Annotated in this window: 14 protein-coding genes; 10 read left to right on the top strand and 4 right to left on the bottom strand. The window is 71.4% G+C overall.

The genetic code is table 11. The features are described from left to right. The first annotated feature begins 97 nt into the window (after nucleotides 1-97). The 6 genes from OHU34_RS33850 to OHU34_RS33875 all read left to right on the top strand — a co-directional run bounded on the left by OHU34_RS33850 (nucleotide 98) and on the right by OHU34_RS33875 (nucleotide 5,635). On the top strand, nucleotides 98-724 hold the full coding sequence (locus OHU34_RS33850; protein WP_142269468.1) for a TetR/AcrR family transcriptional regulator: 627 nt from the start codon (nucleotides 98-100) through the stop codon (nucleotides 722-724). Between the two features lie 279 nt (nucleotides 725-1,003). Then, nucleotides 1,004-2,632 carry a sensor histidine kinase KdpD gene (locus OHU34_RS33855; RefSeq protein ID WP_230196397.1) on the top strand — a complete coding sequence of 543 codons (1,629 nt, stop codon included), beginning with the start codon at nucleotides 1,004-1,006 and terminating at the stop codon, nucleotides 2,630-2,632. Then, nucleotides 2,629-3,036: a roadblock/LC7 domain-containing protein gene (locus tag OHU34_RS33860; RefSeq protein ID WP_020128346.1), complete on the top strand. Its 408-nt coding sequence runs from the start codon at nucleotides 2,629-2,631 to the stop codon at nucleotides 3,034-3,036. Before OHU34_RS33855 ends, OHU34_RS33860 begins: the two co-directional genes overlap by 4 nt. Then, nucleotides 3,033-3,455 carry a DUF742 domain-containing protein gene (locus OHU34_RS33865; RefSeq protein ID WP_142269467.1) on the top strand — a complete coding sequence of 141 codons (423 nt, stop codon included), beginning with the start codon at nucleotides 3,033-3,035 and terminating at the stop codon, nucleotides 3,453-3,455. Before OHU34_RS33860 ends, OHU34_RS33865 begins: the two co-directional genes overlap by 4 nt. Continuing rightward, nucleotides 3,436-4,056, top strand: a complete 621-nt coding sequence (locus OHU34_RS33870) for a GTP-binding protein (protein ID WP_405769931.1) — start codon at nucleotides 3,436-3,438, stop codon at nucleotides 4,054-4,056. Before OHU34_RS33865 ends, OHU34_RS33870 begins: the two co-directional genes overlap by 20 nt. Before the next feature lie 58 nt (nucleotides 4,057-4,114). Then, the gene (locus OHU34_RS33875; RefSeq protein WP_230196399.1) at nucleotides 4,115-5,635 is read left to right on the top strand and encodes a cytochrome P450; all 1,521 of its coding nucleotides are present in this window, start codon (nucleotides 4,115-4,117) and stop codon (nucleotides 5,633-5,635) included. Here OHU34_RS33875 and OHU34_RS33880 read toward each other — a convergent pair. Further along, nucleotides 5,629-6,600, bottom strand: a complete 972-nt coding sequence (locus tag OHU34_RS33880) for an RluA family pseudouridine synthase (protein WP_142269465.1) — start codon at nucleotides 6,598-6,600, stop codon at nucleotides 5,629-5,631. The genes OHU34_RS33875 and OHU34_RS33880 overlap by 7 nt on opposite strands. Before the next feature lie 66 nt (nucleotides 6,601-6,666). Here OHU34_RS33880 and OHU34_RS33885 point away from each other — a divergent pair, with 66 nt between their 5' ends. Further along, complete coding sequence (locus OHU34_RS33885; protein ID WP_142269464.1) at nucleotides 6,667-7,248, top strand: GNAT family N-acetyltransferase; 582 nt, start codon at nucleotides 6,667-6,669, stop codon at nucleotides 7,246-7,248. 81 nt (nucleotides 7,249-7,329) lie between these two features. Here the strand turns inward: OHU34_RS33885 and OHU34_RS33890 are convergent, their stop codons facing one another. Then, nucleotides 7,330-8,886 carry an amino acid permease gene (locus OHU34_RS33890; protein ID WP_405769935.1) on the bottom strand — a complete coding sequence of 519 codons (1,557 nt, stop codon included), beginning with the start codon at nucleotides 8,884-8,886 and terminating at the stop codon, nucleotides 7,330-7,332. Between the two features lie 238 nt (nucleotides 8,887-9,124). Between OHU34_RS33890 and OHU34_RS33895 the strand changes: the two genes are divergently transcribed. The 3 genes from OHU34_RS33895 (at nucleotide 9,125) to OHU34_RS33905 (ending at nucleotide 11,712) form a co-directional block, all read left to right on the top strand. Then, complete coding sequence (locus OHU34_RS33895) at nucleotides 9,125-9,748, top strand: PadR family transcriptional regulator (protein ID WP_230196402.1); 624 nt, start codon at nucleotides 9,125-9,127, stop codon at nucleotides 9,746-9,748. A gap of 165 nt (nucleotides 9,749-9,913) precedes the next feature. Then, nucleotides 9,914-10,939, top strand: a complete 1,026-nt coding sequence (locus OHU34_RS33900; RefSeq protein ID WP_142269462.1) for an ATP-binding cassette domain-containing protein — start codon at nucleotides 9,914-9,916, stop codon at nucleotides 10,937-10,939. Further along, a complete protein-coding gene (locus OHU34_RS33905; protein ID WP_142269461.1) occupies nucleotides 10,936-11,712 on the top strand; it encodes an ABC transporter permease in 777 nt (258 codons plus the stop codon). The genes OHU34_RS33900 and OHU34_RS33905 overlap by 4 nt, the downstream gene beginning before the upstream one ends. 70 nt (nucleotides 11,713-11,782) lie before the next feature. Here OHU34_RS33905 and OHU34_RS33910 read toward each other — a convergent pair whose 3' ends face one another. Together OHU34_RS33910 and OHU34_RS33915 are read right to left on the bottom strand one after the other, a co-directional pair. Next, nucleotides 11,783-12,628, bottom strand: a complete 846-nt coding sequence (locus OHU34_RS33910) for a siderophore-interacting protein (RefSeq protein ID WP_142269460.1) — start codon at nucleotides 12,626-12,628, stop codon at nucleotides 11,783-11,785. 162 nt (nucleotides 12,629-12,790) lie between these two features. Then, nucleotides 12,791-13,729 (bottom strand): 5'-3' exonuclease, encoded by a 939-nt coding sequence (locus tag OHU34_RS33915; RefSeq protein ID WP_230196412.1) that lies wholly within the window; start codon nucleotides 13,727-13,729, stop codon nucleotides 12,791-12,793. Between the last annotated feature and the right edge of the window lie 152 nt (nucleotides 13,730-13,881).

Here is a 13,881-nt window from a genome sequence, read left to right on the forward strand (position 1 = left end):
GGTCGCCGCCGTTGCCCTCCGGTTGCGGGGCGGTTACCGACTCCTCACCGGGCCGTCCGAAGATCGCCGTCCGGCACCGTGTGCGAGGATCGAAGGCATGGGGACGAGCAGCGGACGTCGAGTGGGCCGCCCGCGGGCCGCGCAGCGCCCGGACAGCGGGCTCACGCCGCGCGCCGAACTGCTCGTGGCCGCCGCGGAGTTGTTCACCACCCGCGGCTACGCCGCCACCACCACCCGGGCCGTCGCCGAACGCGCGGGAATGCGCCAGGCCTCCATGTACCACTACGTCTCGGGCAAGGAGGAACTGCTCGCCGCGCTGCTGGAGTCGACGGTCACGCCCTCGCTGGCCTACGCCCGTGAGCTGCTCGCGGACGACGGCCGGACGGCCGAGGACCGGCTGTGGGAGCTGTGCCGAACCGACGTCGAGCTGCTGTGCGGCGGCTCGCACAACCTCGGCGGCCTCTACCTGCTGCCCGAGGTGCGCACCGAGCGGTTCGCCGGCTTCCATGCCGTGCGCGCCGAACTCAAGGACGCCTACCGCCAGTTGATCGCCGCCACGGCGACGGGCGGCGCGCTCGCGAAAAGCGCGCTGGATCTCCGCACCGACCTGGTCTTCGGTCTCATCGAGGGAGTCATCCTCGTGCACCGCTCGGATCCCGACCGCTCGGTCTCGGAGTTCGCCCGCGCCACCGCCGACGCGGCGCTGCGCATCGCGGGGAACTGAACACCGCCCGAGCCGCTCGCGGGTGCTCGTCTCATCCGTCCCGGTGAACTGTTCCGTACGCCTGTACTGCATCACGCACGGTGTTCGAACGAATGCCGTGCGTGTAAATGGACTGAGGTTACTCCACGTACGGAAGTGGTTTCAGGCTGTTGCGGAATATGACACGGCGATGATCCGGTCGGACTAAGCTCGCCCGCGGCGCACCGAGTTGAGGCGTATTCGTGCGCTTGTTCCCAAACTTCCCGAAGATGCCGACAGATCCCTACAGAGGGTGCCCACATGGTGAGTGTTCAGTCCCCACCCGGTCGCCGAGAACTTCCCTACGCGCGCGTGCTGTTGCTGCCGGCGATACTGATGGCCGCGGCGACCGGAGCCGCCGTCGCCCTGGTGGCGACGCAGGCCCGGCTCGCCGTCGGCGTCTGCGGAGCCGTCGCCACCGTCCTGGTCATCGCGGCGGGAGCCGAGTCGGTGCGCCGTGGGCGGCGCCTGCGGGAGCTGCGCGCGGAGCGGGACCAGCGCGTCGCGTACCTGGAACGGCGGGTGGCCGGCCACGCGGAGGAGAACCGCCGCCTCGCCGAGCAGTTCGTGCCCAACGCGGTGGAGTGGCTGCGGGCCGGAAATTCCCCCAGGGAGGTGATGCGCGACTTCAGCGAGGGTGATCCCGACTTCCGTGACCTCGACGACGCGCAGCGCGCCGTGATCAGGAAGATCCTCGACATCGTCGACCACGAGGAGTCCCTGCGCGACTCGGCCCAGCGCTCCTTCGTCAGCATCGCCCGCCGGGTGCAGGCCATCGTCCACCAGCAGTCCGCGGAACTGCGAGAGATGGAGGAGGACCACGGCCGTAACCCCGAGGTCTTCGACGACCTGCTGCGCATCGACCACGGCACCTCGCTGATCGGCCGCCTCGCCGACTCCATCGGCGTGCTCGGCGGCGGCCGGCCCGGCCGCAACTGGCCCCAGCCGGTCCCGCTGTACAGCGTGCTGCGCGGCGCCATGTCCCGGATCCTGGAGTACCGCCGCATCCAGCTGGACTCCATCGCCAAGGTGAACATCCGCGGCCTCTCCGTGGAGCCGCTCATCCACGCGCTCGCGGAACTCCTCGACAACGCCACCCGCTACTCGCCCCCGCAGAGCAAGGTGCACGTCAACGCCGTCGAGGTGCAGACCGGCATCGCCATCGAGATCGAGGACGCCGGCGTCAGCCTCAGCGAAGAGGCCCGCGCCAAGGCCGAACGCATGCTGGAGCAGGCCAAGGCGGGCGTCGACATCCAGGACGTGGGCGGCACCCCGCGCCTGGGCCTCGCGGTCGTCGGCCGTCTGTGCACGTCGTTCAACCTCCAGGTCTCGCTGCGCACCTCGGCCTACGGCGGCGTCCGGGCCGTCCTCATCGTGCCGAGCGAGATGCAGACCTCCGACCCCGCCCCCGGCTTCGCGCACGGCATCGGAGCCACCGCCGTACCGCAGATCGACCTGAGCCAGATCGGCGAGGGCCCCAAGCGTCCGCCCAAGAAGCGCCGCCCCACCAACGCGCGTATCCCGGCCGGAGTCTCCCTGACCGACGACGAGGTGCCCGAGGTCACCGAGTGGACCGATCAGGGTCTGCCGCAGCGCCGCAGCAAGACCACGATCCCGATCACCCAGCGCTACGCCGAGGCGTACGCCGCCCAGGAGGCCGAGCGCCTCGGCAAGCCCGACCCGTTCGCACAGCGCCGGCCCGAGCCCGAGCCGGAGCCCCAGAAGAAGCGGGAGCCCGGCCTGGCGTTCGAGGCCTTCTGGGAGGGCCTGGTCAAAGCGGCCCCGCCCGGCGTGCACCCCACCGACTTCACCCGCAATCCCACCGCATACGTGCATCTGCTCGAAGACAAGGCCAAGCCCGAGGCCGACGATGAAGGGGACCTCACGTGATCCAGCAGCGCCAAAACTTCGACTGGCTGCTCAAGGAGCTCTACGACGGGGTTCCGGGCATCGAGATGATCGTGGTCCTCTCGGCCGACGGGCTGCGCATCGCCCGCTACGCCGGTGACCCCGACGCCGCCGACCGGGTCGCCGCCGCCTGCGCGGGCCTCCAGAGCCTGGCCGCCGCGGTCGGCCAGGAGATCCACTCGAGCACCGGCGAGATGGACATGGTCGTCATCGACCTGAGCGGCGGCTACTTCTACATGATGTCGGCCGGCGCCAACGCCTACCTCGCCGTCCTCGCCGACGTGCGCTGCGAGGCCAGTCGGATGAGCGGCATGATGCGCGACCTCGTGGTCCGCATCGGCGCCCATCTGACCAGTCCGCCCCGGCGCAACGGGCACAGCGTATGACTCCTCCGCAACGCCGCCGGCGACAACCCCTGCCGCAACCGCCCCCGCCGCCCCCACCGCTCCCGAACGACCCGAAGGAGGGGGCGGAGGGGGAGGGCAAGAACCCCGAGCGGCTCTACATCATCACGGGCGCGGACGGCGAGCGCGCACCCGTCGACCTCGTCACGTTAGTCGTGGCGCGTGCCGAACCGCCCTCGTCGGCCACCCCGGAGCAGACGGCGGTCCTGCGGATGTGCGCCGCCCCGCTGTCCGTGGCCGAGATCTCGGCCTACCTCGGCCTGCCGTTCAGCGTGGTGACGGTGCTGCTCACCGAGATGCTGGCGGCCGAACTCGTACAGGCACGCGCCCCCATCGTCCGGCAGCAGCTCCCCGACCGTTCCCTTCTCGAAGCGGTGATGCATGGACTTCAACGGCTCTGACACGATCCCCGGCCCACGGGCCGAGGACCATCTGCCGCACACCACCACGGCCGCGGCGAAGATCGTCATCGTGGGCGGCTTCGGCGTCGGCAAGACCACCATGGTCGGCTCCGTCAGCGAGATCAGGCCGCTGACCACCGAGGAGACCATGACCCAGGCGGGCATCGGGGTCGACGACAACTACGGCTCCGAGACCAAGAACGCCACCACCGTGGCCATGGACTTCGGCCGGATCCGCATCACCGAGCAGGTCGTGCTCTACCTCTTCGGCACGCCCGGCCAGGAACGCTTCTGGTTCCTGTGGAACGGACTGTTCGAGGGCGCGCTCGGCGCGGTCGTCCTGGTCGACACCCGCCGCCTCGAGGTCAGCTTCGAGGTCATGGGCCGGCTCGAGGAAGGCGGAGTGCCCTTCGTCGTCGCCGTCAACACCTTCCCCGACGGGCCCCGTTACCCCATCGACGACCTGCGCGCGGCCCTCGACCTGCCGCCCGAGATCCCGATCGTGGAGTGCGACGTCCGCCGCCGCGCCTCCAGCCGTGACGTCCTGATGACCCTCATGCGCTTCCTGCACTCCCTGGCTCTGACCCGCAGCCTCACCTGACCCGCACGGCACCACTTCCCCCACCACCGGATTCAGCACAGTTTCGGAGCGACCCCCTGTGACTCCCGAACACCCCACCCCGAACGGTCCGCACGACCTCGCCCTGGACCCGCCGCCCGGCTGCCCCGCGCACGTCCGCGGACCCGGCGGACTGGCCCGCCTCTACGGCCCCGGCGCGGAGGACCTCAACGAGCTGTACGAGCGGCTGCGCGAGGAACACGGCCCCGTGGCGCCGGTCCTGCTCCACGACGACCTGCCGATGTGGATGGTCCTCGGGCACGCCGAGAACCTGCGCATGGTGCGCACCCCCTCGCAGTTCACCAAGGACAGCCGCATCTGGTCGCAGATGCTGGACGGCAAGGTCAGGCCCGACCACCCGCTCATGCCGCACATGGCCTGGCAGCCCATCTGCGCCCACGCCGAGGGCGACGAGCACAAGCGGCTGCGCGGCGCGGTCACCGCGGCCATGGCGACCATCGACGACCGCAGCGTGCGCCGCTACATCAACCGCTCCAGCCAGCGCCTGGTCAACCGCTTCTGCGAGGAGGGCCGGGCCGACCTGGTCGGCGACTTCGCCGAGCACCTGCCGATGGCCGTGATGTGCCATGTCCTCGGCATGCCCGACGAGTACAACGACAAGATGGTGCACGCCGCCCGCGACGCGCTCAAGGGCAGCGAGACCGCGGTCGCCAGCCACGAGTACGTCGTGCAGGCGCTCGCCCGGCTCACCACCCGCCGCCGGGCCGAGCCCGAGGACGACTTCACCAGCCACCTCATCACCCACCCGGCCGGACTCACCGACGACGAGGTCCGGGAGCATCTGCGCCTGGTGCTCTTCGCCGCCTACGAGGCCACCGTCAACCTGCTCTCCAACGCGCTGCGCATGGTCCTGACCGACCCGCGCTTCCTCGCCCAGCTCAACGGCGGCCAGATGACGGTGGCGGAGGCGGTCGAGCAGTCCCTGTGGGACGAGCCCCCGTTCAGCACCATCTTCGGCTACTTCGCCAAGCAGGACACGGAGTTGGGCGGTCAGCGGATCCGCCGGGGCGACGGTCTCTTCTTCGCGCCCGCGCCCGGCAACGTGGACCCCCGGGTGCGACCCGACCTGTCCGCCCACATGCAGGGCAACCGCTCCCACCTCGCCTTCGGCAGCGGTCCGCACGAGTGCCCCGGCCAGGACATCGGCCGCGCCATCGCCGACGTCGGCGTCGACGCCCTGCTGATGCGACTGCCGGACGTGCAACTCGACTGCGACGAGGACGAGTTGCGGTGGACGATGTCGATCGCCTCACGGCACCTGGTGGAGCTGCCGGTCCGGTTCGAGCCGAAGGACCAGCAGGACGTCAAGCACAAGCCGAGCCACGCCCCGATCCCGCCGCAGCGCCTCACGCGGCCGGTGAGCACGGCGCCGCGGCCCGCGCCGGCGCCCGCCCCCGAACCGGTGGCCGCACCGGAGCCCGCGCCGCGTTCGGTGTCGCAGTCCGCGCCGCAGTCCGTGCCGCCCGTCCCGCAGTCGACGGGGCCGGTCCCCAGGCCCAACGCCTGGCAGCGCTTCCTGTCCTGGTGGCGCGGCTACTGAGCGGCGCCCGACGACGGGGCGGCGGCCCAGCCGTCGTACGACGTCCAGGCCTCGAGCACCCGGCCGCTGCGTAGCCGGTGCTCCGTCCCCGTGACCGGATCGGTGAACTCCAGCTCCCGCGCCAGCAGCTGAAGCGGGCGCCGGAAGTCACCGGCCGGCACGGGGGCGGCCACCTCGGGATAGAGCGGATCGCCGAGGATGGGCACGCCGAGCGTGCTCATGTGGACGCGCAGCTGATGGGTCTGCCCGGTGGCGGGCAGCAGCCGGTACCGGCCGAGTCCCCGCGCACCGTGCTCCACGAGCTCGACGCGACTCACGGCGTTCGGCTCGCCCGCCACCTCGTAGGCGGCCAGGACCCCGCGCTCCTTGACGATCCGGCTGCGCACGGTCCGGGGCAGGGTGAGCGCCGGGTCGTACGGCGCGACGGCCTCGTACGCCTTGCGCACCAGGCGGTCGCGGAACAGTGACTGGTAGGCGCCGCGCTCCTCGGGGCGCACGGTGAACAGCACGAGTCCGGCGGTGAGCCGGTCGAGCCGGTGCGCGGCGCCGAGTGCGGGGATGTCCAGCTCCCGCCGCAGCCGGGCCAGCGCGCTCTCGGTGACATGGCTGCCGCGCGGGGTGGTGGCCAGGAAGTGCGGCTTGTCGACGACGACGATGTGCTCGTCGCGGTGCACGATCTCCAGCGGGAACGGCACGGGCACCTCGGGCGGCAGCTCGCGGTGGTACCAGACGAACATCCCCGGTACGTAGGCCGCGCCCGGCGCCACCGGTCGCCCGTCGGCGCCGACGACGAGCCCCGCCTCCAGCATGGCGTCCACGACCCCGGCGCGCGCCGCGCCCAGCCGCTCCACCAGGTGCTCCCGCACGGTGGCCCAGGTGCCCTCGCCGGGCAACCGCACCCGCACCGGGTCGATCCCGTCGCGCTGCGGCAACGGGGAGGGCGGGGGCGGCGTACGGCGTCTCATCGGGGTCAAGCCTACGGGCCGGAAAACCCGTTGGTCGGGCCCTGGTCCGTTGGCAGGATGCGGCTCATGCCCTTCACTGCCGACGCCGTCCTGCCCGCCGGAACCCTCTCGGGGGCCCCGCAGCCCGTGCTCCGCAGCGGCGACGGACTGCTCCTGCGCCCGTGGCGGGCCGAGGACGCCCCCGCCGTGTACGCCGCCTTCCAGGATCCGGCCATGCACCAGTGGCACGTCAGGGCCGCCGACTCCGAGGAGGAGGTCGCCGGCTGGATCGAGGAGTGGCGCGAGAGCTGGGCGGAGGAGCGGAACGCCCAGTGGGCCGTCGTCGACACGGACACCGGCGAACTGCTCGGGCGGGTGGCGCTGCGCGGCATCCTGCTCGCCGAGGGCGTGGCCGAGGTCGCGTACTGGACGACCAGGGCGGCCCGCGGCCGGGGCGTGGCACCCCGGGCGACGACCGTGCTCACCCGCTGGGCCTTCGACGAGATCGGCTTCCACCGCCTGGAGCTGATGCACGCCACCGCCAACGAGGCGTCCTGCCGGGTGGCCGGCAAGGCCGGCTACCTCCTGGAGGGCACCCGGCGCAGCGCCGCCCTCCACCAGGACGGCTGGCACGACATGCATCTCCACGCACGCGTGCAGGGCGACTGAGCGAGGCGCGCCGACGCGCGCATGACTGCCCATGCGCGCGTCGGCCTGACGTGTTCGCCTGCCGGACCGTGGCCGTCGGGGCTACGCGGCCGCCGTCTCCGGTGCCGCGGCGGCCGGTGCCGGTGATCGGCCGCGGTAGGTCCGGAACGCCACACCGGCCGCGAGTGTCGCGCCGAGGAACAGCACGGTGAACCACTGGAAGTACCAGTGGCCGCCCGCCGGGTCGTACACCGCCGCGCGCGGCCAGGCCAGGTTGACCGTCATCAGCAGGCCGTAGAGGAGCGCGAGGGCGTTCACCGGGACGCCCCAGCGGCCTAGGGAGAACAGGTGGCCGCCCGTCTCGTCCGTGCCGGCCGAGGAGAACTGTCCGCGCAGCCGGCGCACCAGCAGCGGGCCGGTGACCATCGCGTACGCCAGGTAGAGCATCACGATGCAGGTCGTGCCGATGGCCAGGAAGGCGTCCGGTGAGGCGAAGTTGAGCAGCAGCAGGGCCGCCGCGAGGACGCCGACCACCAGCGCCGGGGCGCTCGGCATGCCGGTACGGGGGTTCACGCGCGCGAGGCGGCCGGAGAACGGGAGCTGTCCGTCGCGGGCCATGGAGAACAGCATCCGGCAGGCCGCCGTCTGAATGGCGAGCGTCGCCACCGCGATCGAGACCACCACGTCCGCCAGCAGCACCTTGCCGACCCCGTCGCCGAGGCTGCTGGTGAGGACGTAGCTGAGGCCGTCGACCCCGAGCCGTCCGTCGGTGAGGCTGGGGGCGGCGAGCAGTCCACCCAGCACGATCAGCCCGCCGAGCAGGCCGGCCGCGCCGAGCGCGGTGAGGATCGTGCGGGGCGCGGTGCGCCGCGGGTGGTGTGTCTCCTCGCTCATCTCGCCCGCGCTGTCGAATCCGATCATCACGTACGCGGCCGTGAACGAGCCGACGAGCAGCGCCCCGAACAGGCCGTTCTGCGCGGCCCCTTCGGTGTGGAAGGTGATGCTCGGAGTGCGCTCGGAGTGGGTGAGCAGCAGCACGACGATGAGTACCGCGCCGATGATCTCGGCGGTCACGCCGACCCGGTTGATCACGGACATCACGCGGTTGTCGACGACGTTCACGAAGGTGGTGAGCGCCAGCAGGAGCACGCCGAGCAGCGCCGCGTTGGCCGCGCCGTCGGGCGAGGTGGGCGCCGGGTCGGTGCCGATCAGCTGGAAGCCCGACCAGATCGCCGGCAGCACCATCTGGAGCGCCAGCGCGGCCGCGGCGACCACGACGATCTGCCCGATCACCATGATCCAGCCGGCGAACCAGCCGAACGACGGAGTCGACAGCCGCGAGGACCACTGGTAGATCGCGCCCGAGATCGGGTAGCGCGCCGCCAGTTCCGCGAAGCACGCGGCGACCAGCAACTGGCCGACCAGCACGACCGGCCAGGCCCAGAAGAAGACCGGGCCGCCGAAGGCGTACCCGAAGGCGAAGAACTGGAAGACGGTCGTCAGCACGGAGATGAAGGAGAACCCGGCGGCGAACGAGGCATACCGGCCCAGGCTGCGGTGCAGCTCCTGGCGGTAGCCGAACTCGGCGAGGGAGCCGTCGCCCGCGTCGGGGGAGTGCGGCGGGTCGGGGCGTACGTCGGAAGGGGCTGTTGTCGTCACGGCGGAACCTGCCTTGGGCCCAGAGGGAACGTAATTCCTGTCGGGCGACAGAAATTAGGGACGCGCTGTTTCGTGCGCGTCACGCCGCCGTGTCCGGGGCGGGCCCAAGTCCTCACGTCCTCGCACACCTCACTCGATCGCGTTACATCGCGTCTCTTGCGAACGTGCGGATACTCGCGATATGTTCGGCTACGGATATTCGGTGGCGAACTTTTCGTCGAGAAGCGAGGTGGTCGTCGTGACGAGGAAGCGCCGCAAGCTCAGCAATCCGTTGGCGCTCGCCGTGATGACGACGCTCTGGCAGAAGCCGATGCATCCGTACGAGATCGCCCAGACCCTGCGCAGCCAGGGCAAGGACACCAGTACGAAGACGAACTACGGCTCGCTCTACACCGTCGTGCAGAACCTCGAGAAGTACGGCTTCGTCGAGGTGACCGGTGTGGAACGCCAGGGCAACCGCCCCGAGCGCACGGTCTACGGGCTCACCGAGGCCGGGCGTGAGGAGATGGCCGAGTGGCTGTCCGATCTGATCGCCATCCCCGCCAAGGAGTACCCGATCTTCGAGACGGCGCTCTCGCTGATGGCGGCACTGCCTCCCGACGAGGTGGTCCGCCTGCTGGAGACCCGGCTGAGTTCGCTGGAGGTCCAGGTGGCCGGCGGCCGGGGCGTCCTGGAGAAGCTCTACGAGACGCTGCCGAGGCTCTTCCTCGTCGAGGTCGAGTACCAGCTGCACATGGTCGAGGCGCAGGCCGAGTGGGTCGGCGGATTCCTCGAGGAGATCAGGAAGGGCTCACTGCCCGGCGTCGAGGACTGGCGGCGTTTCCACGAGACGGGGGAGCTGCCGACGGAATTCACCTCTTGAGAAACGACCCCGGCAGGGCTGTTGGAGCAGCTCCGCCGGGGTCCCCAACCCCGAACGGAATCCGCCGTGAAGCGGCTCCGGGCCATCGAGGTGCGGCACACCCAGGATAGCCCGGCGCTCTTCACGCGGATCAGTAGTCCTGTCCGCTCACGAAGGAGCACCGTCATGAGCAACACCCGCGCGCCCGCGGTCGAGGCGCGTCGACTCGTCAAGACCTACCCCGGTGGCGTCACCGCCCTGAACGGCCTCGAGATCACCGTCGAGCCCGGTACCGTCTTCGGGCTGCTCGGCCCCAACGGCGCCGGCAAGTCCACCGCCGTCAAGATCCTCACCACCCTCGCCCGCCCCGACTCCGGGTCGGCCACCGTCGCCGGTCACGACGTGCTGCGCCACCCGGACCGGGTGCGCCGCGCGATCGGCGTGGTCGCGCAGAACTCCGGCGCCGACCCGGTCGCCACCGGCCGCGACAACCTCCGCCTCCAGGGCAGGCTCTACGGCCTGCGGGGCGCCGCCCTCGACCGGCGCGTCGACGAGCTGCTCGAGCGTTTCGCGCTCTCCGAGGCCGCCCGGCGCCCGGTCAAGGGCTACTCCGGCGGCATGCGGCGCCGACTCGACGTCGCCCTCGGTCTGGTGCACCGGCCCGAGGTGCTCTTCCTCGACGAGCCCACCACCGGCCTGGACCCGGAGGCCCGCACCGCGATGTGGGACGAGATCGGCCGGCTGGCCGGCGAGGAGGGGCTGACCATCCTGCTCACCACGCACTACCTGGAGGAGGCCGACCGGCTCGCCGAGCGCGTCGCCATCGTCGACCGCGGGCGGATCGTCGTCACCGGCACTCCCGACTCCCTCAAGGGCGAACTCCGCGGCGACGCGGTGCATGTGGAGCTGCGCACCGCGCTGGGCGAGAGCGGCCGTGTGCTGCTGGAAGGCGTCCTGGGCGGGCTGCCCGGCGTCCACGAGGTGGTGTTCGACGGGCCACGGATCAGTGTCCGCGCCGAGGACGGAGCGGCGGCGGTGCCCGCGCTGCTCGGCGCCCTGGAGCGGGCCGGGGCGGCCGTCGCCACCGCGACCGTCGCCCGCCCCTCCCTCGACGACGTCTACCTGCGGTATGCGGGGCGTCGTTACGCCGAGGCCGAGGCCGAGAGCGGGACCGGCGCCGACGCCCTCGTCCTCGCCGGGGGTGCGCGATGAGCACCGCGATCGTCCAGACCTGGTACATGACGCAACGCCAGCTGATGGTGTTCGCCCGCCAGCCCGCGTACGCCGTGATCACCCTGATCCAGCCGGTGATCTGGCTGTTCCTCTTCGGCAGCCTCTTCGAGAACGTCGTGGTGCTGGGCGGCTTCGGTACGGCCTCCTACCTCGACTACCTGGTGCCCGGCGTGGTCGTGATGAGCGCGCTCGCCTCCAACCTGTGGGCGGGCATGGGCACGTTGGAGGAGATCCAGCGCGGCACCCTCAACCGTTTTCTGACCACCCCCGCCAGCCGGGCCGCGCTGATGAACGGCAATGTCGTCCACAACGGCATCGTCACCGCCCTGCAGTCGGCCGTCATCGTGCTGCTGGGACTGGCGGGCGGTGCGCAGTACCCGGGCGGGTTCGTGGGCGTCGTCGTCCTGGTCCTCGCCTCGGTGTTGCTGGGCACGGTCTTCGGGGCGCTGTCCAACGCCCTGGGCATGCTGGTGCGGGAGCGGGAGTCGATCATCGGCGTCAACACGTTCCTGCTGCTGCCGCTGACCTTCCTCTCCAGCGCGTTCATGGCACCGGACCGGATGCCCGGCTGGATACGGCAGGTGGCCCGTTTCAACCCGTTGGACTGGGCGATGGTCGCCGGCCGGTCGGCCCTGTCCGCCGACCCCGACTGGGGCGCGGTGCTCCTGCGCGGCGGGGCGCTCCTCGCGCTCGCGACGGCGGCCGTGTGGCTCTCGATCGGGACGTTCCGGTCGTACCAGCGGTCGGTGTAGGCGCGGGCGGGTGCGGCCCCCGAGGGGTCGCAGGCGGCCCGCGTCACGATTGCGGGCCGCTTCCGTCAGGTCAGGCGGCCGGTGCCGCGCCCTCCTGCTCCGCCTCCACACGCGCGTTCCAGTCCCGCTTCGAGGCCTGCCAGCCGTCCTCGTTGTGGCCGAGCCGCCAGTAGCCGGAGATCGACAGGTCCTCGCGCGGGATCTGGAGCTCGACGCGCAGGAGTTTGCGCAGCTCCTTCACGCAGGCGGCCTCGCCGTGCACGAACGCGTGCAGGCGGCCCTCGGGGAACTCCAGAGCCCGTACGGCCTCGACGAGCCGCTCGCCGACCGGCCGGTCGCCGCGGTGCAGCCAGACGATCTCCACGTCGGAGTCGACCTTCTGCTCCTCCGCGGGGCCCGACACCTCGATGAAGGCGTGGGCGACGCTGCCGGCGGGCAGCGACTCCAGGGCGGCCGCGATGGCCGGCAGGGCGCTCTCGTCGCCCGCCAGCAGATGCCAGTCGGCGGTGGTGTCGGGCGCGTACGCGCCACCGGGGCCCATGAAGCGGACGGTCTCGCCCGGCTGGACGCGCGCCGCCCACGGCCCGGCCAGGCCCTCGTCGCCGTGGACCACGAAGTCCAGGGTCAGCTCGCGGAGTTCGGCGTCCCAGTTGCGCACGGTGTAGGTGCGGGTCACCGGCCAGTGCTCACGGGGGAACTCGGCGCGGATGCGATCCAGGTCGAAGGGCTCGGGGTAGGTCACGCCCTCGGGGCCGAAGAGCAGTTTGACGTAGTGGTCGGTGCAGGTGTCGGCGGTGAAGCCGGCCAGGCCCTCGCCGCCGAGGACGACGCGCTGCATATGGGGGGTGAGCCGTTCGGTGCGGACGACCTGCGCGGATCGGGGCGTCCGCGGCTTCCGTGCCGGACGTTCTGCCATGACGGCCTCCCATGTGGATATGGTTAGGTTTACCTAAGTTAGCATCTCTCCCCCCGGTGATGCCCTCCCCGTTCGAGAGGTCGGCTCACCTCTCTCCCGGATCTCATGCCGAGGATGACTCCCCGCCTGCGCCGTTGTCATTCCCCGAGGCGAGAGCAATGGTTACGCGGGCGGTGTACCCAGGGTCGTCAGCAGCCGCTGGAGCGACCCGCCGAGTCCCCAGCGCTGCGCCAGTGCCTCCAGTGTCGCTCCGTCCCGCGGTGCGCGCGGCAACGCGGTGTCCACGTCCGGCAGGGGCACGTCGCCGGCGACCTTGACCACCGTCGGCGCGACGGCGAGATACGGCCGGGCCTCGTCCAGTCGCAGCCGCTGCGACGGCGTCAGCTTCGCCGTGCGGTCGTCGATCGCCGCCACGATCCCGGCCAGATCGCCGAACTCGGCCAGCAGCTTGGCCGCGGTCTTCTCCCCGATGCCCGGCACGCCGGGCAGGCCGTCGCTCGGGTCGCCGCGCAGCAGCGCCAGATCCGCGTAGCCGCTCCCGTCGACGCCGTACTTCTCGCGCAGCCACGCCTCGTCCGTGAGCTGGAGCGTGCCGACGCCCTTCAGCGGATACAGCACGCGTACCCCGCGGGCGTCGTCCACCAGCTGGTAGAGGTCGCGGTCGCCGGTGACGATGTCGACCGGGCCCTTCGCCCGCCCGGTGAACGTGCCGATCACGTCGTCCGCCTCGTAGCCGGCGACGCCCACCCGAGCGATGCCGAGCGCGTCCAGGACCGCCTCGATGATCGGCACCTGCGGCGAGAGCGTGTCCGGCACCTCCTCCTCGTCCGGCCCCGTCTCGCGCTCCTCGGCGACGCGGTGCGCCTTGTAGGAGGGGATGAGGTCGACCCGCCACTGGGGGCGCCAGTCGGCGTCCATGCAGGCGACCAGCTCGTCCGGCCGGTGGTCCTTCACCAGCCGGTCGATGAAGTCCAGCAGTCCGCGCACGGCGTTCACCGGAGTGCCGTCCGGCGCCTTCACGGAGTCCGGGACGCCGAAGTAGGCGCGGAAGTAGAGCGAGGCGGTGTCGAGGAGCATCAGTCGTCCGGTCACGCCTCGCATCATGCCGCAAGCGCGCCCCGGTATCCGGTGCGTATTCACTCCCGTGGCAGGAGTGAACCTCCTGTGAAACCTGCTGTGAACTGAACCACTCGTACGTTTGCCCCCATCGGACCAGGGCAGGGACGGCCTCGGAGCAGTGCCCGGTTGCGCTT

Origin of the sequence: Streptomyces sp. NBC_00080 (assembly GCF_045041255.1) — a bacterium.
GTDB lineage: Bacteria > Actinomycetota > Actinomycetes > Streptomycetales > Streptomycetaceae > Streptomyces > Streptomyces coriariae.

Excerpts from the sequence above, each read along its gene's own strand:
- OHU34_RS33850 (WP_142269468.1), top strand. The coding sequence starts at position 98 with ATGGGGACGAGCAGCGGACGTCGAGTGGGCCGCCCGCGGGCCGCGCAG.
- OHU34_RS33855 (WP_230196397.1), top strand. The coding sequence starts at position 1,004 with ATGGTGAGTGTTCAGTCCCCACCCGGTCGCCGAGAACTTCCCTACGCG.
- OHU34_RS33865 (WP_142269467.1), top strand. The coding sequence starts at position 3,033 with ATGACTCCTCCGCAACGCCGCCGGCGACAACCCCTGCCGCAACCGCCC.
- OHU34_RS33870 (WP_405769931.1), top strand. The coding sequence starts at position 3,436 with ATGGACTTCAACGGCTCTGACACGATCCCCGGCCCACGGGCCGAGGAC.
- OHU34_RS33880 (WP_142269465.1), bottom strand. The coding sequence starts at position 6,600 with ATGAGACGCCGTACGCCGCCCCCGCCCTCCCCGTTGCCGCAGCGCGAC.
- OHU34_RS33885 (WP_142269464.1), top strand. The coding sequence starts at position 6,667 with ATGCCCTTCACTGCCGACGCCGTCCTGCCCGCCGGAACCCTCTCGGGG.
- OHU34_RS33900 (WP_142269462.1), top strand. The coding sequence starts at position 9,914 with ATGAGCAACACCCGCGCGCCCGCGGTCGAGGCGCGTCGACTCGTCAAG.
- OHU34_RS33905 (WP_142269461.1), top strand. The coding sequence starts at position 10,936 with ATGAGCACCGCGATCGTCCAGACCTGGTACATGACGCAACGCCAGCTG.
- OHU34_RS33910 (WP_142269460.1), bottom strand. The coding sequence starts at position 12,628 with ATGGCAGAACGTCCGGCACGGAAGCCGCGGACGCCCCGATCCGCGCAG.
- OHU34_RS33915 (WP_230196412.1), bottom strand. The coding sequence starts at position 13,729 with ATGCGAGGCGTGACCGGACGACTGATGCTCCTCGACACCGCCTCGCTC.